Genomic DNA, 22413 nt, shown 5'->3' with positions numbered 1-22413 from the left:
TTTTGCCGTCTTGTTATTCCGCTGCTGGGCGGAATTGATCGTGTTCGGTGGATTCCTTCATGGCGGTGGTCGAAGACTGTCCGCCGGTGATTGCCATGGAAACGGCGTCGAAATAGCCGGTGCCGACCTCGCGCTGGTGCTTGGTTGCGGTGTAGCCGACCGCTTCGGCGGCGAACTCGGCTTCCTGAAGCTCCGAATAGGCGGCCATCTGCCGGTCCTTGTAGCCGCGCGCCAGCTCGTACATGCCGTAGTTGAGCTGGTGGAAGCCGGCCAGTGTGATGAACTGGAACTTGTAGCCCATCGCGCCCAGCTCGCGCTGGAACTTGGCAATCGTGGCGTCGTCCAGGTTCTTCTTCCAGTTGAAGGAAGGCGAGCAATTGTAGGCAAGCAGCTTGCCCGGATGCGCCTTCTGGACGCCCTCGGCGAACTTGCGGGCCTGTTCGAGATCAGGCTTCGAGGTCTCGCACCAGATCAGATCCGCATGCGGCGCATAGGCAATGGCACGCGCGATGCAGGATTCGAGACCATTCTTCACCTGATAGAAGCCCTCGACCGTGCGGCCTGCGTCGTAGTCCACGAAGGGCCGGTCGCGCTCGTCGATATCCGAGGTCAGAAGCTTGGCTGCTTCGGCGTCGGTGCGGGCGATGACGAGGGTCGGCACTCCCATCACGTCGGCCGCAAGGCGGGCGGCGTTCAGGTTGCGGATGTGCGCGGCTGTCGGGATCAGCACCTTGCCACCCAGATGGCCGCACTTCTTTTCCGAAGCGAGCTGGTCTTCGAAGTGCACGCCCGCAGCGCCTGCCTCGATATAGGCCTTCATGATCTCGAAGGCGTTGAGCGGGCCGCCGAAGCCTGCTTCCGCATCGGCAACGATGGGGGCAAACCAGGTGTCGACCGAAAGGCCCTTGCCTTCCGCCGTCTCGATCTGGTCAGCGCGCTGCAGAGTGCGGTTGATGCGCTTGGCAAGTTCCGGCCCGGCATTTGCCGGGTAAAGCGACTGGTCGGGGTACATGGCGGAGGCCGTGTTTGCGTCGGCGGCAACCTGCCAGCCCGAGAGGTAGATCGCCTTGAGGCCGGCGCGAACCATCTGCATCGCCTGATTGCCCGAGAGCGCGCCGAGCGCATTGACGAAATCTTCCTGGTGGATGAGCTGCCACAGCCGGTTGGCGCCTTCTTCGGCCAATGTGTGGCGGATCGCGACGGAGCCGCGCAGGCGCTTCACGTCATCGGTCGTGTAGGGGCGTTCGATACCCTCGAAACGGCCTTCAGCGGCGCTGGGAACGAGGTTGTAAAAATCCGTCATTATGACCTCCGTGCGGAATTTGCTTCGTTTGTGAGGCCATATAGCGTGATGCTTCTGCGCCCCGATTTCGTTACAGAATTTACACTGCGGCGCAGCAATATCGTAGGAGAAACGGGATTTTCGCCGAAAATTTCGTGTCAGCATGTCTGGATTTTGACCAAAGACGCTTGTAAAATTGTAAAATATGTAAAAGCGATTTTGCATGTGCATCTTGTAAAGATGTGTAAGGTCCTATGCCGGAACGTTGGACGCGCGTGCACGATCCTGAACGCCGGCGACGGCGCAATGAGAGGCTTCAATCGTGGCCAACCAGAAGATATTTGCCGGGCCGCGCATCAGGCGCGTGCGAAATGCCAAGGGGCTCACCCAGACGGCCATGGCCGAGGGGCTCGGTATCTCGCCATCCTATCTCAACCTGATCGAGCGCAACCAGCGCCCGCTCACCGTGCCGCTTATTCTCAAGCTCGCCTCGGTCTACAAGGTCGATCCGGATGAATTGCAAGGTGAGGCGGGGCTTTCGTTGCAGGCGCTGCGCGAGGTTTTCTCCGACCCACTTCTTTCCGGGGAACTGCCGGGCGAGCAGGAATTGGTGGATGTAGCTGAGGCGGCGCCCAATGCGGCTGCAGCCTTGGTCAAGCTTTATCGCGCCTATCGCGAGCAGGCGGACCGGATGTCCGACCTTTCCGAAATGCTCGCACGGGAAGGGCGTACCACGGCGATATCGGCAGCGCGCCTTCCAATCGACGAGGTGCGGGAAGTCTTTGAGCGGCGCGCCGCTCATTTCCCGTCGATCGAGGAGGAGGCGGAGAGCTTTCACAAGCTCCTGGAACCCGGCGATGATCTTGCCGGCGCGATCAAGGCATGGCTGAGGCGCGAGCACGGCATCGTCGTGCGTGTCCTGCCTGTCGCAACCATGCCCAACTGGCGCCGGCGCTACGACAGGCATTCGCAACGCCTGTTCATTTCGGAGCGTCTTTCCCCTGCCGATCAGTTGCGCGAGATCGCTATGGAAGCCTGTCTCCTGCGCATGTCGGTTGCCATTGCCGCAGAGATCGAAGCGCTGAAATTCTCCGGGAATGAGGCGCGGCGGCTGGCTCGCTTCGAGCTCGGGCGTTATGCCGCCCATGCCCTGATGATGCCCTACCAGGCGTTTTTCGCGGCTGCCGAGCGCGCCCGCTACGACCTGGACGTGCTGCGCTCCCGCTTCGGCGTCTCCTTCGAGCAGGCAGCCAATCGTCTGGTAACCCTCGGTCGGGCCGGCGCCTCGGGCGTCCCCTTCTTCATGCTTGAGGTGGATAATGCCGGAAACCGTTTTCGCAAGGCGGGAGTACAGGGCTTTCCGCAAAGCCGTTTTGGTGGCGGTTGCCCGAAACTGGCTGTCCATGCTGCCTTTGCGCAACCCGGGCAGATTTTGGTGGAGGCGGTGGAAATGCCTGACGGTGCCGAATTCCTGACGGTCGCGCGCACGCTGGAGGGACCGCAAGGCGCTTTCGGCGAGCGGCCGCGGCGAACCGCTCTCCTGATCGGTTGCGATCTCGCTTTCCGCGACAGCGTCGTCTATGGCGCAGCTCTTGCCGGTACTTCGGTGAAGACGGCAGGTGTGTCCTCTCCGGCGCTCACGCCCATCGGTCCGGCCTGCCGGCTGTGCGAGCGGGCGGGCTGCCTGGCGCGTGCCGAGCCCCCGGTCACCCGCCCCCTTGGGCTCGATGAAATGGTAACCGGCCTGTCCGCTTTCGATTTTCAGTGACGGGCAGGTTGCCTTCTGTCGTGCCCCCGCTGCGCCCCTTGCATTTCAAGGGGTTTTCCAAGGCATTGTCATAAACCGCTGATCTTCGGCAACGCATTGAAAATGCGGCTTGTCGCACTGCGGAAACAAAAATAGGGTGGAACGAAAGACATGGGTTTTCGCCGGGCACCGAGAGCCGGCAACGCTATCCCTGGGAGAATGATTTGATGCTTCGTAAGACCTTCCTCCTGTCCTGCGCCTCGCTTGCTGCCGTCGCTTTCGTGACGGGCGCCAACGCTCAGGAGCGTGTCGTCAACGTCTACAACTGGTCGGACTATATCGACGATTCGATCCTTGAGGATTTCACCAAGGAAACGGGCATCAAGGTTGTCTACGACGTCTACGATTCCAATGAGATTCTGGAAACGAAGCTGCTCGCCGGCGGATCGGGCTACGATGTGGTCGTTCCCTCGGGCGAGTTTCTCGGCCGGCAGATCAATGCCGGCGTGTTCCAGAAGCTCGACAAGTCCAAGTTGCCGAACCTCTCCAACATGTGGAACATGATCAGCGAGCGTGTGGCGGTCTATGACCCGGGCAACGAATATTCCATCAATTACATGTGGGGCACCACCGGCGTCGGCTACAATGTCGGCAAGGCCGAGGAAATTCTCGGCACCTCGAAAATCGACACCTGGGATGTTCTGTTCAAGCCGGAGCTCGCCGCCAAATTCAAGGACTGCGGCATTCATATGCTGGATTCCGCGAGCGAGGTCATTCGCGCAGCGCTGATCTATCAGGGTCTCGATCCGAATACGCCATCGGCCGAGGACCTCGCCAAGGCAGAAGCGCTTCTCGTGGCGGTTCGTCCTTATGTCCGTAAGTTCCACTCCTCTGAATATATCAACGGGCTTGCCAATGGCGATGTCTGTCTGGCGCTCGGTTATTCCGGCGATATCTTCCAGGCGCGCGATCGTGCGGCCGAAGCTGATCAGGGCGTCGAGGTGGGCTACAGCATTCCCAAGGAAGGTGCGCTTTTGTGGTTTGACCAGATGGCCATCCCCGCCGATGCGCCGCATGTGGAAGAGGCGCATGAGTTCCTGAACTACATCATGCGTCCCGATGTTATCGCCAAGGCGTCCGACTACGTTGTCTACGCCAATGGCAACGTGGCCTCGCAGGCCGATATGGATCAGGAAATCGTCAACGATCCCGCGGTCTATCCGGACGAGGCCACCATGGCCAAGCTGAAGGCACCGCTGCCCTATGATATGCGCACGCAGCGCGTCGTGACCCGCATCTGGACCAAGGTCGTCACGGGCCAGTGACGGCGCGGGGCGGGGGAGACGCGATGAAATCGCTCGGCAGCACGCGCCGCAGCTTCGCGCCCTGGGCCGATCCCCAGGCGAAGCCCTATATCGCCTTCGAAAAGGTCACCAAGCGTTTCGGTGACTTCACGGCGGTCGATGACTTGTCGCTGAACATCCATGAGCGCGAGTTCTTCGCGCTTCTGGGCGCATCGGGATGCGGCAAGACCACGCTCTTGCGCATGCTGGCGGGCTTTGAGCAGCCCACTGCCGGCCGCATCTTCCTCGATGGGCAGGACCTTTCCGGCATTCCGCCGCACAAAAGGCCCGTCAACATGATGTTCCAGTCCTATGCGCTTTTCCCGCATATGACGGTGGAAGCAAACATTGCCTTCGGCCTCAAGCAGGATCGCATGCCGGCGGGCGAAATCCGCGACCGCGTCGCCTCCATGCTTAAGCTGGTCAAGCTCGAACCCTTCGCCAAACGCAAGCCGCATCAGCTTTCCGGCGGCCAGCGACAGCGTGTGGCGCTGGCCCGTTCACTCGCCAAGCGGCCCAAGCTGCTGCTGCTCGATGAGCCGCTGGGTGCACTCGACAAGAAATTGCGTGAAGAAACCCAGTTCGAGCTGATCGACCTGCAATACGACCTTGGCCTCACCTTCATGGTTGTCACGCATGATCAGGAAGAAGCCATGACCATGGCCGATCGCATTGCGGTGATGGACAAGGGCAAGGTCATTCAGGTCGCGACGCCGGCCGAGATATATGAAGCGCCGAATTCCCGCTTCGTGGCTGATTTCGTTGGTTCCATCAACATGTTCGAAGGCACGGTTATGGCCGCCGATAGGGAGACCGCCACGATTGCCGATGGCGCCGGGATAGAACTTTCCGTTGTCAACGGCGCGGGGGCTGAGAAGGGCGCGACCGTCTGGTTCGCCGTACGCCCGGAAAAGATCGATATCTCCCGCAGTCGTCCGGAAAACGCGCCCAATGCCATTGAGGGCGAAGTTTGGGACATCGCCTATCTCGGCGACATGACCATTCATCATGTGAAGCTGGATGACGGCCGCATCGTCAAGGCCAGCAGCATCAACCGCAAGCGTGCTGTCGAGGATGTGCTGACATGGCATGACCGCGCCTGGGTTTCCTTCCCCGCCGATGCCGGCGTCATCCTGACCCGATAGGTGGCATGATGGGCCGTTTTCTTTCAGCGCTTGCCGGCCGTTTCGTCATCGCGGTGCCCTATCTGTGGCTCCTCGTCTTCTTCCTCGCGCCCTTCCTGATCGTCTTCAAGATTTCGCTGTCGGAGCCGGCCATCGCCATGCCGCCCTATCAGCCGGTTTTCGATTTTGCTCAGGGAGTAAAGACGCTGATCGACAGGATTGGCGATTTGTCCTTCGCCAATTATCTCTGGCTGACAGGGGACCCGCTTTATCGCAACGCCTATCTGTCGAGCATCTGGATTGCAGGCGTGTCGACAGCGATCACGCTCGCGGTGGGCTATCCCATCGCCTATGGCATGGCGCGGGCGCCAGCCTCGGTCCGCCCGACACTTCTGATGCTCGTCATCCTGCCTTTCTGGACGAGCTTCCTGATCCGCGTCTATGCGTGGATCGGCATTTTGAAGCCCGAGGGACTGCTCAACCAGTTCCTTCTCTATCTCGGAGTGATCGACCAGCCGCTGGTCATACTGAACACCACGACCGCCATCTATATCGGCATTGTCTACTCCTACCTGCCCTTCATGGTGCTGCCGCTCTACGCGGCGCTGGAGAAGATGGACAATTCGTTGATCGAGGCGGCGCGCGATCTCGGTTGTCCGCCGCTCGCAGCCTTCTGGAAGGTCACCTTTCCGTTATCGCTGCCGGGCATCGTTGCGGGGTGCATGCTGGTGTTCATTCCAGCCGTCGGCGAGTTCGTGATCCCCGATCTCCTTGGCGGGTCCGAGACGCTGATGATCGGCAAGACGCTCTGGAATGAATTCTTCAACAATCGCGACTGGCCGGTTTCCTCGGCGGTCGCCGTGGTGCTGCTTCTGATCCTGGTGGTGCCCATCGCATTCTTCCAGCGCTCGCAGGCGCGGGCGCGCGAGGCGGAGAAATAGCCATGGCAGGAAGCTGGGGACGCTTCAACATCGTATCGCTGGTGCTGGGCTTTGCCTTTCTCTACCTACCCATCGTGTTGCTCGTGGTCTATTCCTTCAACGAGTCGCGCCTGGTCACCGTCTGGGCCGGTTTTTCCACCAAGTGGTATGTCTCGCTTTTTTCCAATCGCGGCCTGATGGACGCTGCCTGGGTGACGGCGCGGGTGGCCTTCCTCTCCGCGACGGTCGCAACCGTGCTCGGCACCATGGCGGCGGTTGCGTTGACCCGCTACACACGTTTCCGTGGGCGGCTTCTCTTTTCGGGTATGGTCTTTGCCCCGCTCGTCATGCCGGAGGTCATCACCGGCCTGTCGCTACTGCTCCTGTTCGTTGCGATGAATTTCGACCGCGGTTTCTTCACGGTCACGATTGCTCACATCACCTTCTCCATGTGTTTCGTCGCTGTGGTCGTGCAGTCGCGGCTGGTCACTTTCGACGAGTCACTGGAAGAGGCGGCACTCGATCTTGGTGCGACGCCCGCAAGAGCCTTTTTTCAGGTCACGCTGCCGGTCATCCTGCCGGCGGTCATTGCAGGTTGGATGCTGGCTTTCACCCTGTCGCTCGATGATCTCGTCATCGCAAGCTTCACCTCGGGACCGGGCGCAACCACTCTGCCCATGAAGATTTACAGCCAGGTGCGGCTTGGTGTGACGCCGGAAATCAATGCCATCTGCACGATCCTGATCGGCATTGTGGCAATCGGCGTGATTATCGCCTCCATCGTCACCAAACGGCAGGAAATCCAGCGCCGCCGCGACGAGCAGGCAGTCGCCTAGAGCGTTTTGCAGTCAGGTGGAAACACCTGACGTCTGCACAAATGCGGACTGCACAAATGCGGAAAAACAGGTTCAGGGTTTCCGTGAAACAGTGAACCGATCTAGAGTGTTTGAGCACCAGCCGGAAACGCCCGGCACATGCACCATCCATATCTGGGAATGCAGTGAGGCAGGAAGGCGACCGGGGGCTATTCCACCAGGAACGGGGCGATAAAGGGAGCGCTCCACGAACCGCCGATGAAGAAGGTTTCCTTCGGCTGTTCTTCCTCGGGCGTTTCCGTCTGTGGCGTTGCCGGCAGGATACTGCCTGAAAGGGCGATGCCTCTCCCGGCGAAGGGAATGAGTCCGCCAAGCGTGATCTTCTCTCGCGAAGTGAGCTGTATTTCTGCCTTGTCTATCCAGGCGATGCCACCGGCAAGCGTGCTCTTGAGCTCTATCCCGTCGATGGGCAGTTCTCCATCGGCGATATCGGCGAGCGGGAAAAACGTTCCCCGGTCATTGTGTTGGCGGAACGAATCAAGATTGAGACCCGGAATGACGCCCTTGCCGAAGCTTGCGGAGATGGAGCCGTCAGCCGTTTCCAGAACGTTCTTGATATCGTCGCCCAATCCTTTGATGAAAACGGTAAAACTGCCTCGTGCCTTGGGCATGAGATTGGTCAGGTGCAGCTTTGAAGCGATCTCGCCGCCATCGACATTTTCCGCATTCACCCGCAGCTCGACCTGGCTGCGCCCCTCCAGCGTGTCGCGGCGAATGCCAAGTTGCAGCATGCCGCCGAAAGCGGTTGCGTCCGAAATGTCGAGGCTGGTGAGGCCGTTTCGCACCTGGGCGGTGGCTGCGACATTGGACATGGTGATCGAGCCGGCATTGGCCGTGGCCGCAGAAAGCCGCAGGTCGAAATTGGTTTGATGCGCAATGGTTGGCGTCTGTGCGCCGCCCTTGGCCGGGTCCGGCGCCAGTGTTCGCATCAACGCGTCCATATCGAGCGATTTGAAGGCGAGTGTGCCGCTGACAATGGGCGTCGGTTCCGAGAAGCCGATATCGAAAACGCCAGTGGCGCTGTTGTCGCCGAGCCCGATTTCGGTGTTCTCGAACTTGATGCGGGTGGGATCGCCCTGCACCCTGGTTTTCAGTGAGGCGGCCTTGATCGTCGTACCTGGCCAGTCTTCCCGGCTTGCCCATTCCAGAAACCGTTGTAGCGAGGGGGCGGAGGTTTCAAGCTGCCCGTCGATAAAGGCATTGCCTTCTATGTCGACCTCGCCCTTGAAGGAAAGGCTGACGGGAGAGGTTTTCAACGACAGGGAAAGCGCAGACTTGCCCCCCGCCAGAAGCAGCAGAGGTTGCTCGGACGTGGCTTCCACATTGATGGCTTCGCCATGCCAAATTCCTCGGGCCGAAAGTGCTGCCGAGCGGTTGAGCGCGGGCCAGCTCAGCGTTCCGGCAAGGCCGCTTGCAAAAGCTGGCTGGCTGCGGTCGTCTGCCGAAACGATGCGCCCGTCCTCCACCTCCACGGTCGCGAAGGCATCGCTCGGCAGTGCCGAGAGGTCGGGTCCGTTGGGGTTCTGGTTGATGAGTTCCTTGGCAAGTTCGATCGACTGGGCGAGCCGCCCCCATTTGGGCAGGGTATGGAATTTGGGAGCGCCTGCGGTGCCATCGAGACGCATGATGGGACGCACCAGACGGATCTTGGTGAACACCACCTCGCCACGCAGGGCTGCGAGTGCGGAGAGATCGATTTCCACGCGCTCGGCTTCCATCACCGGCGGATGCTGGTTGTCGCGCCAGTCCGAAAGAACGACGTCGTTCAAAACGGCCTTGAATGAAGGCCAGACACGGATTTCAGGGGCATCGTCGAGACGCACGCGATATCCGCTCCAGGCGCTCACCTGCTGGGCCACACTGTCGCGCACGATCTGCGTGGAAGCGATCATCGGCAGGCACAGAACGATCACCACCGCTATCAACGCCGCGATAGCGAGTGTCCATAGGCTCTTCTTTACTGCCGACTGGGGCATGCATCCTCACCCGTTCGGGCGTATTTCATCGACTAATGAAACCAGATATCGGGTTTAAACAAGGCGTGATCCATTTCAAGGATTTGTCGCTTCATGCAGCTTTCTTGCACGGGTTTCTTCCATTTGGGCATTTCAAAAGAATCTTCCGGCCCGACATTGCCGTGGCAAACCGGGGATTGCATAAATGGCGCGGTCGCACACGGGACTGCGCGCGGGGAAGCTGCGGAACCTTTGATCGGCCTCGGGATCTGTTAGGAGGACATCATGAATCAAGCCGGGCCGCTCTGGACCCCATCCGAGGAACAAAGACGCAATGCATCGCTTACCGCATTTACTGCTTTAGCTGAAAAAACCGCCGGTCGCCCTCTGCCTGACTACGAAGCCCTGCATGCCTGGTCTGTCGACGACAGGGAAGGCTTCTGGTCGCTGATATGGGATCATTGCGGTGTGATCGGCGACAAAGGCGCGCGGGTTCTGGTGGACGGCGAGCGGATGCCGGGCGCATCCTTCTTCCCGGACGCGCGGCTCAATTTCGCAGAAAATCTTCTGCGTCGTTCAGGCTCCGCCGAGGCGATGGTCTTCCGTGGCGAAGACAAGGTCGAGCGACGCCTGAGCTGGGACGAGCTTTCGGAAATGGTCTCGCGCCTGCAACAGCTGTTTCGCAGCGAAGGGCTGAAGGCGGGTGATCGGGTGGCCGCGATGATGCCGAACATGCCCGAAACTATAGCCGCCATGCTGGCTGCGGCATCGATCGGGGCGGTATGGTCTTCCTGCTCGCCCGATTTTGGCGTGCAGGGGGTGCTTGATCGTTTCGGCCAGATTGAGCCGACCATCTTTCTGGCGCCAGACGGTTACTGGTATGGCGGCAAATCCTTCGATGTGAGTGGCAAGGTAGGTGAAATCCTCGCGCAGTTGCCAAGTGTTCGCCGTGCGCTGATTGTCGACTATCTGGGCCATGCGGCGGAGGCTGCTGGGAAGATTGACCGCGCCCAGGCTTTTGGCGAGGCTATCTCGGCCTTTGCGTCCGGAACGCTCGAATTCGAGCGTCTGCCATTCGCGCATCCTCTCTATGTCTTGTTTTCTTCCGGCACGACCGGCGTTCCCAAATGCATCGTTCATTCGGCAGGCGGCACTCTGCTACAGCATCTGAAGGAACATCGTCTTCATGCCGGCATCGTTCCCGGTGACCGCTTTTTCTATTTTACCACTTGCGGGTGGATGATGTGGAACTGGCTGGCAAGCGGCCTCGCCTCGGAGGCGACACTGCTGCTCTATGACGGCTCGCCGTTTCATCCCGACGGCAACATTCTGTTCGACTTTGCCGAAGCTGAGGGGATCACCTATTTCGGCACCTCCGCAAAGTTCATCGATGCCGTACGCAAGGCTGGTTTGAAGCCCATGGAAACGCACGATCTTTCCAAGGTCCGCACGATTTCCTCGACCGGTTCTCCTCTGGCGCCTGAAAATTTCGAATTCGTCTATCAGGCAATCAAGCAGGACGTTCATCTGGCTTCGATTTCCGGCGGTACGGATATTGTGTCCTGCTTCGTGCTCGGCGTGCCGACCCTCCCTGTCTGGCTGGGTGAAATCCAGGGAGCAGGGCTCGGGCTCGCCGTCGAGGTCTGGGACGAGGAGGGCAGGCCTATGTCGCGCGGCAAGGGAGAGCTGGTGTGCAGCCGGGCCTTCCCGTCCATGCCGGTCGGCTTCTGGAACGACCCGGACAATGCCAAATACCGGGCCGCTTATTTCGAACGATTCGACAATATCTGGTGTCATGGCGATTTCGCAGAGTGGACGGACCATGGCGGCATGATCATCCATGGCCGTTCCGACGCGACGCTCAATCCCGGTGGTGTGCGTATCGGCACCGCCGAAATCTACAATCAGGTCGAGCAGATGCCCGAGATATTGGAGGCGATCTGCATTGGCCAGGATTGGGATGACGATGTGCGCGTCGTTCTTTTTGTCCGGCTTGCCGATGGTGTCGCGCTCGATGCGGATCTGGAAAAGGCCATTCGCACGAAAATACGAACCGGCGCGAGCCCGCGCCATGTGCCTGCGCGGATTGTTGCTGTCAGTGACATTCCACGCACCAAGTCCGGCAAGATCACGGAATTGGCCGTGCGCGATATAGTCCATGGTCGGGAAGTGAAGAACAAGGAAGCTCTCGCCAACCCGGAGGCGCTGGAATTTTACCGGGATATAGATGTCTTGCGCAGCTGACGCGTTGAGAGTTAGCCATGTCATTTCCCGGCTTGGATTAATTTTCTTGGTTAAGGAAATGTAACCGCGAAATTTACCGCGATTTCATACATGATACACTTCCGTAAACTTTTAATGATCTCGGTAAGGTCTTGTTAACGGATCATCGCGATATTGGGGGCAACTTGACGAGCCGGGCGGAAAGCCATTCGCCCGACTGATTAGCCAGATGTTCGCCAAGCCCCGTTTTTGACAGCATTTCTGACTTCAAAGCGCCCTGTCGGGCGCTTTTTTTTGCGCTGACAAATAATTAGCCGATGAAGTTTTGGAAGAAGTGGTCGCCGGGCGTGGATGCCCTGTATTCAGGCCTGTTCAGGTGTTGTGGTCGCGCATCAGGGGGCGCGACAACAGGATCACCGGCACAATGGCCGTGGCAATGATCAGAAGAGCGGCCACCGCGCCATCTTCGACAGCGCCGCGTGAAGCGTTTTCATAGACGTGGGTTGCAAGTGTCCGGAAGCCGAAGGGACGCAGCAGGATCGTCGCCGAAAGCTCCTTCACCGTGTCGACGAAAACGAGGATCGCTGCCGTCAGAAGAGCAGGTTTCAAAAGTGGCAGCAGGATCATGAAAGCGCTCTGATTTGCCGACTTGCCGAGGCTGCGCGCGGCAAGGTCCAGATTGGGCGGCAGCTTTTCCAGTCCCGAACGCACTGCGCTTTCAGCCAGCGCCAGAAAACGGATCGTGCAGGCAATGACGATTGATGCGGCGGTGCCGGTCAGAAGGAGCCCGGTCGATACGCCCGCGAAGCTGCGCGCCAGCCCGTCGATGAAATTATCGAGGCGAGCCAGCGAAAGAAGGAGGCCGAGCGCCAGGATCGTGCCGGGCAAGGCGTAGCCGACGGACGCAAGCCGCACCAGGAACATGGTCGATGCGCCACGCGAGAGGCGCACCGCATTGAGGATGAGCAGAGCCAGCGTCAGTGTCAGCGCGGCGGTGATGGCGGCGACCGTCACGCTGGTCACGAAGGCCTGGAGAACCTGTGGGTCCGAAAATTGGTAAAGCCGGCGCGATACATATTGCCCGAACACATAAACAGGAATGCCGAAGCCGAAAAGGATCGGCACGATAAGCGCCACGCTCGCAGTCAGACCGCGCATGGGCGCAAGCCGCGCGCGAGGTGGGCGAGAGCGCATTTGTGTGCCCCGCGCTGCGTGGAAACGCTGCTTGCGGCGGGCCCACTGTTCGGCGCTTAAAAGCAGAAACACGATCACCAGCATCACGGCGGCGATCTGGGCTGCGCCCTCGAGGCTGCCCTGGTTCAGCCAGGTCGAATAAACCGAAAGGGTGAGGGTGCGCACTCCCAGATACTCGACCGCACCGATGTCGTTGAGGGTTTCCATCATTACGAGTGCGATGCCGGCAACGATTGCCGGGCGTGCAACGGGCAGCAGAATCCGGAAAAAGACCCTTGAAGGTGTGGCGCCCAATGTGCGCGCGACGTCGGCGATGTTGCGTCCCTGCATGAGAAACACGACGCGCGCCGTCAGATAGACATAGGGGAAGGTCACGGAAGTGACCACGAGTGCCGCGCCCCAGGTGGAGCGGATATCGGGGAACCAGTAGTCGCGCGGGCTGGTGAAGCCGAAAAGCGCTCTCAGTCCGCTCTGAAGCGGCCCGACATAATGAAAGAACTCGCCGAACGCATAGGCCGCCAGATAGGGCGGTACGGCAAGGGGCAGCACGAGCGCCCATGCGAAGAAGCTTCGCAACGGAAAATCATAAGCCACCACCACCCACGCGCAGCCCACCCCGACAATGCCGGTGCCCAGAGCCACCAGAAACAAGAGCAGGAAGGTTGTGCCGGCCGAGCGCGGCAAAACATATCGCAGAAGGTGGGGCCAGGTATCTCCTGAACTGCCGGCAGCCACCAGGAGTATGGTCAGGATCGGCAGCAAGACCGCCAACGCCACCAAAACGCTTCCCGCAAATGCCCCAAGATGGCGCTCGCCGCGCACGCGGGCAAAGCGGCTTGGCCGCTCGGGCGCTGTGGGAAGGGGGGTGACGGTCATCGGCTGGCACGAGGCTGGCTGCGGCATATGCGAGCTGGCTGAAAAGCTCCACATCGCACAAATGCGGTTGAAACGGAATAGTTCGCCAGCCGGGTCATTAAGCCGGCGGCAAAGGCGTCGGAAAACGCAAGAAGCCGGCCCCCTTGGGGACCGGCTCCATGTTTGCCGGCAGGATCAGCTAGCCGGACCATCATCAAGGGCGACGCGGTCCACCATTTCGGAGGCCGCCTTGCGGAACTTGGCGATTTCGGAAAGCGGCAGGCTGTCCGGCTTGATCTCGCCGAAGGATTTGACCGTTTCGGAAACCTTGGCGCCCGGCAGAACCGGATATTCGTAGTTGGTTTCCGCATAGATCGACTGGGCTTCGGAGCTGCCGAGGAAGCGCATCAGGGCAAGTGCGTTGTCTTTGTTCGGCGCGTGCTTGGCCATGGCCATGCCGGAGATGTTCACATGCGTTCCGCGATCCTGGGAATTGGGGAACAGAACCTTGATGGCATTCGCCCAGTCCTTCTGCTCCGGCTCCTTATCGTTGTTCAGCATGATGCCGACATAATAGGTGTTGCCGATCCCAAGGTCGCATTCGCCTGCGTAGATGGACTGTGCCTGCGAACGGTCATTGCCGTTGGGCTTGCGGGCAAGGTTGGCCTTGAGGCCCTTCAGCCACTCTTCGGTCTTCTCCTCGCCGTGATGGGCGATCATGGAGGCGATGAGGGCGATATTGTAATTGTGCTGGCCGCTGCGCATACAGATCTTGCCCTTCCACTTGGGGTCGGCAAGCTCTTCATAGGTGATCGTGTCCTGCGCGACGCGCTCCTTGGAGGCGTAAATGACACGACCGCGCGTCGTCACGCCGAACCAGTGGCCTTCCGGATCGCGGAACTCGGCAGGAATTTCGGAATTGACCGTCTCGTCCTCGACCGACTGGGTCACGCCCTTTTCCTTGGCGTTGACGAGGCGCCCGATATCGACTGTCAGAATGACATCGGCCGGGGAATTGGTGCCTTCGGCTGCGATACGATCCTCAAGTCCCTTGTCCAGAAACAGCACTTCGGTCTTGATGCCGGTTTCTTTGGTGAACGCATCCAGGAGCGGCTGGATGAGGAAAGGCTGCCGGTAGGAATAGATGTTCACGACGCCATCGGCCATCGCCGAGACTTGCGAGGCGGCAAGCCCGCCGGCAAGCGCCAGGGCAGCAACGCCCGCTTTGCAGAACTGAAGCATTTTGAAGGACATAAGCGTTTCCTCGCCTGTGGGGTTCAAGGTCCCATGGTGTGAGCCGGGCGCATCTTGCACCCCGACGCTGCCGCTTCTGGGAGAAAAACTATCAAAGGTCAAGGAAAATGCGAGTAATATCAGTAGTTTAGAAGTATTCTAAACTGGCCAATTCACCTTTTATCGGGCATATGCAAAGGCTTGCGCTCTGTCACCCGGCAGGCAGATGCGGCGGTGTGACGCCGGCAGCGATGAAGAGAGCTGGGCAGGGGACGCCGTGCCCTTGCAATCAAGTCGCGCAGCGATTGGAAAATCCGCGGTCCAGCGGAGATGCTGACCTCATCTATGTTCTTGTTTTTTTATACCTATGCGGACGTCTGCCATCTCTTTCCGAAGGCAAAAATCTCTAGTCCGCAAGAACTCGGGTTGGCGGAAAACTCACCTCCACCAATGTGCCTTCCCCCGGCACCGAGCTGATAGAGAAGGAAGCGCGATTGGCCTCGACCATGGCGCGGGTGAGCGGCAGGCCAAGCCCGGTTCCGTCGCCGCGTTTGCGCTTCAGGCTGTTGATCTGCTTGAAGGGCTTCATGGCTTCGTCGATCTCGGCAGAGGTCATGCCGACGCCGGTGTCGCGCACCCGCATGAAGACGGAGCCGTCATTGGCATAAGCGGTCGAGACGATCACCTGCCCGCCGGCCTGCGTGTAGCGCACGGCATTGGACAGGAGGTTGAGCGCGATCTGGCGTACGCTGCGCGGATCGGCCACCACATCGGGCAGGTTCGAGGCGAAGCTGGAGCGGATGATGACGCGCTCGCGATTAGCCTGCGGCTGCATCATCGCCACCGTCTCGCCGAGCACATCGTTGAGCGGCACGGCTTCGTAGTGCATCTCCTGCTCGCCCGCTTCGATCTTGGAGATATCGAGCAGGTCGTTGACGAGGTCGAGCACGTGATTGCCGGAGCGGTTGATGTCCTGCAGGTAATCGCGGTAGCGGTCGTTGCCTATGGGGCCGAATTTCTCATCGATCATCAATTCCGAAAAGCCGATGATCGCGTTGAGCGGCGTGCGGATTTCATGGCTGACACGCGCCAGGAATTCGGTTTTCTGGGCTGAGGCCCGTTCCGCTTCAGCTCTTGCCTGGGTCAGTTCCTCGGCCGTCCGTTTCCACTGGGTAATATCGCGCAGAACGGCACAATAGCCGCGTTGGCCGGGCAGGCGACCAATGGTCATGAACAGCGGAATGAAGCGCCCCTGTGCCTCGCGGCCGATCACTTCCAGCCCGTCATTGAGCACGCTTGCCACGCCGTGCTCGGACAACCCGTTCAGATATTCCTGAACCGCGCGCTGGCTTTCGATTGCGAACAGGTTGGTGAAAGGCTTTCCGGCCACCTCTTCGGTATCGAAGCCGAAAAGCGCTTCTGCGGGCCGGTTGGTGGACCGCACCTTGCCGTCATCGTCGATAATGGCGATGCCATCGGTCGCCGTATCCACGATAGCGCGCATCTCGGCCAGATTGGCCTGCAGCTCTGCCGTCTGGATGTCCTCGCCCGGCGCTTCAGGCTGGCTGGCAATCTGGGCGATGCCAGGTGCCTGGCTTTCCGTGCTGCGACGCAGCGCCAGAAGCAGCGCTTTACCGCCGTTCCAGGGTACAGACTGCAGATGTGCCTTTACGGGCAGAGTTTCGCCGCCGGCAGTCTGAAGCTGCAGGCAGCGGTCGGTTTCGCCGCGATCTTCTTCATCCTCATAGGTGTCTGCAAACAGAGCATCGATCCCGCCTGCATCGGCAAGCGCGTTGAGATCGCCATACCCGGTGAGATCGAAAAAAGCCTGATTGGCGTAGTGCAGCACATCGCCCGTGTGGATCAGTATGGGCAGGGGAAGATGCGCAAGGAATGTGGTGTCGGATCCGGCCGCGTCTTTCTGCGCATGCTGCAACGGCTCGCCGTGAAAGGCGGAGGGCAGAAACGCCCGCAGCGGCGCTTCCCAGCGGGCGCTTACCACAGGTGCCGACTTTGCTTCTGCTGCGATCGCCGGTTCTACGGCCGCTTCCCGGTGCCCGGTCGCAGTGGCGTCGTCGGGCGCTTCTTGTTCGGTCGCGGCGTCTTCAGCGTCGTCCACAGCGCTGGGCGGCGTGTCTTCGGATGAAACGGCCTCGAGCGGCAGCTCTTCTTTGCCTTCTTCTGCGGGGAGGCTTGCTTCAGGGGATTCCGGGGGCGTGCTTTCGCTTCCCAGCTCGCGTTCGACGGCTGTGAGGCTTTCAGACGGCTCGTTATTCTCCGCGTCCGAAACCTCTTCTGTGTCGATATCGGAGGAGGTATTCGCATCGTCCGTATCGGGGGAAATGGCTTCTTGTGGAAGCGCTTCCTCACTCACAGTGGGGTGCGTCAGCATTTCCGCCTCGAAAGGAGCAGCAGCGTGCTCATCGGCTTCGTCTTTGCTGAATTTCTCTTCGGGCTTTTCTTCGCTCAAGGCGTTTTCGCGGCGCAATCGATCACCGATTTCGCGAAACGCGGTCTGCTCATTCGGCGAAAGATTGCCCTCACGCGCCGGCGCCCTGTGCTCGGCAAGACGGATGACCTTGTTGCTGCCGGCTTCCCGGTCTTCCGGTCCATGCTCCGTCGTATCCCTTGCTTCCGCCGCGGGCTCGATATCATCGTCGGGCAGCTCGATATGAGGCTCTTCGAGGATCGTGGAGCCCTCGGGCAACGGCGCGCCGGGCAGAAGGGCAAGCCCGATCTTCTCCGGATCGTTGACGGCATCGCCCATGCGCGCAAGGCCGAAACCGTGGAAGCCTTCGAAAACCCGCCCGCGCCCGTAGATCGGCAAAGCGGCGAGGTCGACGGGCACTTTCAGTTCCGTGCCGGCCAGCGGCCACAGAACGGTGCGTCCCGACCATGTGTCACGACGCTCCAGGAGCCCGGCGATGCGGCCTTCCGGATCAAGCCCGAATGCATTGGAGACGTCGCGGAACCGGCGGCCGATAATATCGGCTGATGCAGATCCCATGGCTTCGACGAAAGCATCCGACAGCGAGGTAAAACAGCCGTCTGCATCCGTACGCCAGGCAAAACGCACCGTGCCGGACGGGCGCGACTTGTCGTCATCTTTCGGGCTTTCGCTGGCCGCGACGACTTCCTCTTGCGCACTCTCGTGGGGCTCTTCCGGGGGAACCGGGGCCGTGGCCGGAGGAGGAAGAACTTCGTCTCCCATCGCCGGCTCTGCCGGAGCCTCGAGCGCCGCCTGCGCGTCTTCCATGGAAGATGCGATCTCGGTCGTTTCGGAGTGATCTTCCGATGGTGTTTCTTCGGAGGCCGTATCGGCTACGGGCATTTCATTCGCGGGAAGCTCTACCGCGGTGTCTTCCGCAATGGTTTCGTCGTTTGGAGTTTCGGGTTCCGCAAGTTCGTCCGCCACATCCGTGGTGATCGACGGGGCGATCGGTTCCGGCTCTTCGGAAAGGGATGGAGCCCCAGGCAGATCGGTCTCCGGCGTCAGAACCTCGGGCACGGGAGCCTGCGGCTGCTGTTGCGGTTCCTCATTCTGCTCGTCGACAACGATGAGCAGATGGCTGGCCGGGTCGTCCGTCAGCCTGGCGAAGGCGGCAGGCAGGCGGCGCATTGAACCATTGATCAGCCTTTTCACGAGCCGGTCGCTTTCCTCACGCACCTCTGAAACGAGATTGCGCAGGGTGCCGGGTGAAACGCCAAGGCGATCAAACCCTTCCGAAGCCGCAGCGACAATGCCTTCGGCATCGACGAGAGCGGCGAATTGCCCGTTCGAATCGAAACCCTCCACGATCGCCGTTGCGCGGCGCCCTTCATGTCCCGTAGCGGGACGTGCAAGAAGGATGGCTCTTTCCCCATCGGGAAGCGCAAGGGCGCTCGCATGCAGATTGATGACCGGGGCAAAAACGCTGCGCGCAAGACGCACGGCGATCACCTGATCCGGCCCGATATCGGGAAAGCGGGGGGCGGCTGCGATCTGGCGCTTGGCGGTGACGGGGAGGCTGGTATCTGCGCCGATAGCCGATTCGATGTCGTCGAACCCAAGCAGCGCCGCTCCGGCGCCATTGGCCCAGATCACCTCGGCAAGGTCCTCCGAAAGGATGACGAGCGCATCACCGGCCGCAAAGCGCTCGCGCACGACATCCAGAACCGCCACATCGACGAAGGAGTAAGAGACTGACGCCATTCAAAACGAACCGATTGACCATCCCAGCGATTGAGCAACCACGCATACCGGCTGCCCAGTAACCCTTAAAAGGTCCACAACGGCTTCCGGGAGATTCTTTTGGACCTTCACCCACGGCATCCCGGCAACGCTGTTAACAACTCATTAATAAAACCATGTGGCCTCGGGGTCCACCGATGCATGAGCCGGGGGAGAAGGAAAAATTAGCAGTTGGTTAACCGGACTTCGGATTTTGCTGCACTGCAAAAATATGTTGCATTGCACAAAATGCTTTGCTATATAGCAGCCATGGAAAACGTTGTTCGGGGCCGCGGCATGAGGTCGGGGCTAAAGGACGAAAGGATCTCGGTATGACCAAGACCACGCAGAAAGAGACGGAAGCCCTTGAGTTTCCGACGTTCGACGCCACCAAGGCGAACGAGCAGTTCCGTGCCTTTGCTGAAAAGAGCACCGAGCAGACCAAGGAAATCTATGCCCGCATGAAGGCTGGCGCTGAAGATGCCCAGAAGGCTTTCGAGCAGACCTTCGAGACCGCGAAGACGGCTGGCAATGAGTTCACCAGCAAGTCGATTGCCGCGATGCGCGAAGGTGCCGAGGCCAATCTTGCCCATCTTGAGGCTCTGGCCGGTGCCCGTTCGCTTGCTGATCTGATCGAGATGCAGAGCTCCTTCCTGCGCAAGCGCATGGAAGTGGCCGTCGACCAGATGAAGGAATTCCAGGTGACTTCGCAGAAGTCGGTTGAGACCCTGTCGAAGCCGATGAAGGATGTCTTCGAGAAAGCCTTCAAGGAAGTCCGCGTCGCCTGAGGCGTCGCAGTACGAGTTACCCGACGGCAAATCCTCCTCCCATTGTCGTCGGGGACGGGTCGGAACCTCCTCCTCCCTTCGGCCCAATCTACGAAAAAGACCGGGATCCTCCCCCCGGTCTTTTTTGTTTGTCTGTGGATGGTTGTTTTGGCTTGAAAAAGGCTCGAATAGCCCTTATTGACGCGAACGCCGGTCCACGGTGCGGGCGGTTGTAGCTCAGTTGGTTAGAGCGCAGGATTGTGGCTCCTGAGGTCGGTGGTTCGAATCCACCCAACCGTACCATTCTCTTTTCCCGTCGATTCCATACATCTGAAGCTTCCGAGAGCGTTCAATCGGTTGTCTGATCCTGAGTATTGCAGGTAAGCGTGAAAAGGCTGGCCTGCGGCGCGAAGCTATCCGATGTGCTTCTGCTCTCTGATCCGTTGTCAGAGGAGAATTGGTGCACGCAAAAATCGCGGAAATAAAAAATACATCTCTTGATATATGAAATAATTCATCCGAAAAGAAGCGTTTCAAGGGGCGTTCACGAATGAATTAAAAATAGTAATTAATAATTTCAGATAAAATACTATTTAAGTAAATTTATTATCAAGCGAAATTATATATGGCGATTTCTAATATAATAAGCATCGTGAATTCTGGGAATTCAAAAAACAAAAGAAAATTCTTTCGCCTGGAGCCAAATATACCAGAAAATTGGGGGCGTCAGATCGATATAGCAAATGCCGACCGGTTGATGGCCCCAGGGTTGGATTTCTTATCTCCGCCGATTGAGCGAACTGCCATCTACAAAAAATGGTCAAGCTTTGGATATTTCAAGGAAAAACCCAAAATCTTCGAGAAGAAGGGCCGCCGTCTTTTCCGGGATATGGAATCTTACGGAAGCTTTTGGCTGATCTCACAGAGGTTGAAGCATATTTTCGAGAGGACGGATCCACAGGGATTTGTCTTCGCGGCCTGCGATTTCATGCAGGCCGATGGCTCACGAGGGGCACCCTATTTCTTGTGTGATGTGGTCCGCACGATTGATGCGCTCGATGAGGAAAAATCAAGGTTATGGATCGAGACACGCAAGAACCGCGAAACCGGGGAAGAGGACAAGCGATATATCTTTTCAAATTTCTCGAATGCGGTTTTCAGAGAAAACAGGATCAGGTCGGCACATATTTTTCGCACACCTTACGCACCGGTCGTGTTTTGCGATGACACGTTACGAGATGCCTGTTGCGGTGAAAACCTGACGGGACTCTTATTCGTCTCCGCCGAAAACCTTTAAGGCGGCTCGTTTCGGCGATTGATCGAGATGGCCGGAGAAACGCGATTGCCACTTCCGTTCGGACGGGCATTGCTTCGGGAAATTTGGGCTCACTCACGGGGCGGCGATCATTTTACCTACAAACTGATTTCCCCGTGAGCGGGCTACTCTGTTCCGGGGATAACTGATCCTTTCGCTCTCGATTATCGTCCCGTCCGTAAGAGTTGCGGGAGTTGAGGGGGGCCTCGGGTGTGAGTGTCACAGGTCGATCCTGCACGGCACAACACAAGACCGATCTGGGATCGAAAATGAAGAAAATCAGTTCAACACTGGCTTTGCTGCTCGTATCGGCAAGCCTTGCAGCCTGTTCATCCGCCACCACCGGCTCTGGCGGTTCGGGCGGTTCCCTTGGGGGCGGTGGTTCCGGCGGCAGCGGTGGATCCGGTGGCGGATCGGGCGGCGGTTCGAGCGGTGGCTCGGGTGGGGGTGGGGCCGGCAGCGGCATCCAGCTTTTCGGTCTGAAGTCGACCTATAACAAGAAGCTGCAGACCTCCACGGGCGTCGGCCCTGACATCTATGAAGGCAGCGAGGTCTACGTATCCGACGATACGGCGAGCACGGGCGCACAGACTATAACGGGTTCCCTCGAACTCGATGGTGGCAAGCTGGTCGACAAGGTTGACGCCACTTCCACCTCGAGCGCGGGCACGGTAGTGGCTGAAAACGGCACGGTGCTGCCGCGCGCCAACGGCACGTTGCGTGGCGATTTCGTGACTTCGCAAACGAGCGATCCGGCGACGGCGCTTGACCAAATGCGCGTCACCTCGCTCGATTTCGATGGCGACAATGACGACGATTTCTTCGTGGTCGAGCAGCATCTCGGATACGGATATTTCAGCGGTACCGAAACCATCACCACCATGTATGGCGGCAAGATTGCTCCTGCCTCGGCACTCGCAGGCAAGCAGACAGCGGTCTATCAGCGCACTCGCAGCGAGGGCGGCGCCGAGTTCCAGTACAAGACTGGTCCCGGCTTCTCCCAGGAGGGGGCCACCTTCACCGGCGATGCCACGGTGAACGCGAACTTCGACACCGGCAAGGTCGATGTGCTCATCGACAACACCCAGCGCCAGCACGGCACCAAGGGACCGTCGCAGGTGGGTGTCGAACTCGCCGGCGCATCGATCAACGGCAGCCATTTCTCCGGCGGCACGGTGCGGATGTTCGACGAATCCAACGGTGCCACAATCTCCAACCTTTCGCCGGGCAGTTCCGATTATTCGGGTGCCTTCTTCGGCGACAACGCCGAGCATGTCGGTGGTGTGTTCCAGGGCAACGGAACCATCAACGGCAATACCCCCGGCATGGTGAAGGGATGGTTCGCCGCAAGCGAATGATCTCGGGCTCCA

General features: G+C 59.4%; 14 protein-coding genes and 1 tRNA gene. 10 read left to right on the top strand and 5 right to left on the bottom strand.

Annotation, left to right across the window (positions count from 1 at the left end):
• Positions 1 to 13 precede the first annotated feature (13 nt).
• Positions 14 to 1303 (bottom strand): isocitrate lyase, encoded by a 1290-nt coding sequence (aceA, locus tag NA8A_RS18515; RefSeq protein WP_009451899.1) that lies wholly within the window; start codon positions 1301 to 1303, stop codon positions 14 to 16.
• Between the two features lie 301 nt (positions 1304 to 1604).
• Here aceA and NA8A_RS18510 point away from each other — a divergent pair, with 301 nt between their 5' ends.
• The 5 genes from NA8A_RS18510 to NA8A_RS18490 all read left to right on the top strand — a co-directional run bounded on the left by NA8A_RS18510 (position 1605) and on the right by NA8A_RS18490 (position 7252).
• Complete coding sequence (locus tag NA8A_RS18510) at positions 1605 to 3050, top strand: helix-turn-helix domain-containing protein (protein WP_009451898.1); 1446 nt, start codon at positions 1605 to 1607, stop codon at positions 3048 to 3050.
• Positions 3051 to 3256: 206 nt separating this feature from the next.
• Positions 3257 to 4354, top strand: a complete 1098-nt coding sequence (locus tag NA8A_RS18505) for a polyamine ABC transporter substrate-binding protein (RefSeq protein ID WP_009451897.1) — start codon at positions 3257 to 3259, stop codon at positions 4352 to 4354.
• Between the two features lie 23 nt (positions 4355 to 4377).
• Positions 4378 to 5517 carry an ABC transporter ATP-binding protein gene (locus NA8A_RS18500; protein ID WP_009451896.1) on the top strand — a complete coding sequence of 380 codons (1140 nt, stop codon included), beginning with the start codon at positions 4378 to 4380 and terminating at the stop codon, positions 5515 to 5517.
• Between the two features lie 8 nt (positions 5518 to 5525).
• Positions 5526 to 6437, top strand: a complete 912-nt coding sequence (locus NA8A_RS18495; protein WP_009451895.1) for an ABC transporter permease subunit — start codon at positions 5526 to 5528, stop codon at positions 6435 to 6437.
• Positions 6438 to 6439: 2 nt separating this feature from the next.
• Entirely contained in the window at positions 6440 to 7252 is an 813-nt protein-coding gene (locus tag NA8A_RS18490; protein WP_009451894.1) for an ABC transporter permease, read from the top strand.
• Positions 7253 to 7440: 188 nt separating this feature from the next.
• Here the strand turns inward: NA8A_RS18490 and NA8A_RS18485 are convergent, their stop codons facing one another.
• Positions 7441 to 9267: an AsmA family protein gene (locus tag NA8A_RS18485; protein ID WP_040673043.1), complete on the bottom strand. Its 1827-nt coding sequence runs from the start codon at positions 9265 to 9267 to the stop codon at positions 7441 to 7443.
• A gap of 264 nt (positions 9268 to 9531) precedes the next feature.
• Here NA8A_RS18485 and NA8A_RS18480 point away from each other — a divergent pair, with 264 nt between their 5' ends.
• Positions 9532 to 11490 carry an acetoacetate--CoA ligase gene (locus NA8A_RS18480; RefSeq protein ID WP_009451891.1) on the top strand — a complete coding sequence of 653 codons (1959 nt, stop codon included), beginning with the start codon at positions 9532 to 9534 and terminating at the stop codon, positions 11488 to 11490.
• A gap of 351 nt (positions 11491 to 11841) precedes the next feature.
• Here NA8A_RS18480 and NA8A_RS18475 read toward each other — a convergent pair whose 3' ends face one another.
• From NA8A_RS18475 to NA8A_RS18465, 3 genes are all read right to left on the bottom strand, one after another.
• Positions 11842 to 13539 (bottom strand): ABC transporter permease, encoded by a 1698-nt coding sequence (locus tag NA8A_RS18475; RefSeq protein WP_051018033.1) that lies wholly within the window; start codon positions 13537 to 13539, stop codon positions 11842 to 11844.
• 174 nt (positions 13540 to 13713) lie between these two features.
• Positions 13714 to 14772: a Fe(3+) ABC transporter substrate-binding protein gene (locus NA8A_RS18470; protein ID WP_009451889.1), complete on the bottom strand. Its 1059-nt coding sequence runs from the start codon at positions 14770 to 14772 to the stop codon at positions 13714 to 13716.
• A gap of 385 nt (positions 14773 to 15157) precedes the next feature.
• Positions 15158 to 18943: a PAS domain S-box protein gene (locus NA8A_RS18465; RefSeq protein ID WP_009451888.1), complete on the bottom strand. Its 3786-nt coding sequence runs from the start codon at positions 18941 to 18943 to the stop codon at positions 15158 to 15160.
• A gap of 350 nt (positions 18944 to 19293) precedes the next feature.
• On the opposite strand from NA8A_RS18465, the gene NA8A_RS18460 reads away from it, so the two are divergent.
• The 4 genes from NA8A_RS18460 (at position 19294) to NA8A_RS25295 (ending at position 22401) form a co-directional block, all read left to right on the top strand.
• On the top strand, positions 19294 to 19749 hold the full coding sequence (locus tag NA8A_RS18460) for a phasin (RefSeq protein ID WP_009451887.1): 456 nt from the start codon (positions 19294 to 19296) through the stop codon (positions 19747 to 19749).
• A gap of 205 nt (positions 19750 to 19954) precedes the next feature.
• Positions 19955 to 20031, top strand: a tRNA-His gene (locus tag NA8A_RS18455).
• 322 nt (positions 20032 to 20353) lie between these two features.
• Positions 20354 to 21025, top strand: a complete 672-nt coding sequence (locus tag NA8A_RS18450; RefSeq protein WP_074896599.1) for an imm11 family protein — start codon at positions 20354 to 20356, stop codon at positions 21023 to 21025.
• A 287-nt stretch (positions 21026 to 21312) separates the two neighbouring features.
• On the top strand, positions 21313 to 22401 hold the full coding sequence (locus tag NA8A_RS25295; protein WP_009451885.1) for a transferrin-binding protein-like solute binding protein: 1089 nt from the start codon (positions 21313 to 21315) through the stop codon (positions 22399 to 22401).
• The last annotated feature ends 12 nt before the right edge of the window (positions 22402 to 22413 follow it).

This window comes from Nitratireductor indicus C115, assembly GCF_000300515.1.
Taxonomy (GTDB): Bacteria; Pseudomonadota; Alphaproteobacteria; order Rhizobiales; family Rhizobiaceae; genus Nitratireductor; species Nitratireductor indicus.
Note: the sequence above shows the minus strand (reverse complement) of the source record. Positions and strands in the feature narration are given on the sequence as shown.

Excerpts from the sequence above, each read along its gene's own strand:
- aceA (WP_009451899.1), bottom strand. The coding sequence starts at position 1,303 with ATGACGGATTTTTACAACCTCGTTCCCAGCGCCGCTGAAGGCCGTTTC.
- NA8A_RS18505 (WP_009451897.1), top strand. The coding sequence starts at position 3,257 with ATGCTTCGTAAGACCTTCCTCCTGTCCTGCGCCTCGCTTGCTGCCGTC.
- NA8A_RS18500 (WP_009451896.1), top strand. The coding sequence starts at position 4,378 with ATGAAATCGCTCGGCAGCACGCGCCGCAGCTTCGCGCCCTGGGCCGAT.
- NA8A_RS18495 (WP_009451895.1), top strand. The coding sequence starts at position 5,526 with ATGGGCCGTTTTCTTTCAGCGCTTGCCGGCCGTTTCGTCATCGCGGTG.
- NA8A_RS18490 (WP_009451894.1), top strand. The coding sequence starts at position 6,440 with ATGGCAGGAAGCTGGGGACGCTTCAACATCGTATCGCTGGTGCTGGGC.
- NA8A_RS18485 (WP_040673043.1), bottom strand. The coding sequence starts at position 9,267 with ATGCCCCAGTCGGCAGTAAAGAAGAGCCTATGGACACTCGCTATCGCG.
- NA8A_RS18480 (WP_009451891.1), top strand. The coding sequence starts at position 9,532 with ATGAATCAAGCCGGGCCGCTCTGGACCCCATCCGAGGAACAAAGACGC.
- NA8A_RS18475 (WP_051018033.1), bottom strand. The coding sequence starts at position 13,539 with ATGACCGTCACCCCCCTTCCCACAGCGCCCGAGCGGCCAAGCCGCTTT.
- NA8A_RS18470 (WP_009451889.1), bottom strand. The coding sequence starts at position 14,772 with ATGTCCTTCAAAATGCTTCAGTTCTGCAAAGCGGGCGTTGCTGCCCTG.
- NA8A_RS18465 (WP_009451888.1), bottom strand. The coding sequence starts at position 18,943 with ATGGCGTCAGTCTCTTACTCCTTCGTCGATGTGGCGGTTCTGGATGTC.
- NA8A_RS18460 (WP_009451887.1), top strand. The coding sequence starts at position 19,294 with ATGACCAAGACCACGCAGAAAGAGACGGAAGCCCTTGAGTTTCCGACG.
- NA8A_RS18450 (WP_074896599.1), top strand. The coding sequence starts at position 20,354 with ATGGCGATTTCTAATATAATAAGCATCGTGAATTCTGGGAATTCAAAA.
- NA8A_RS25295 (WP_009451885.1), top strand. The coding sequence starts at position 21,313 with ATGAAGAAAATCAGTTCAACACTGGCTTTGCTGCTCGTATCGGCAAGC.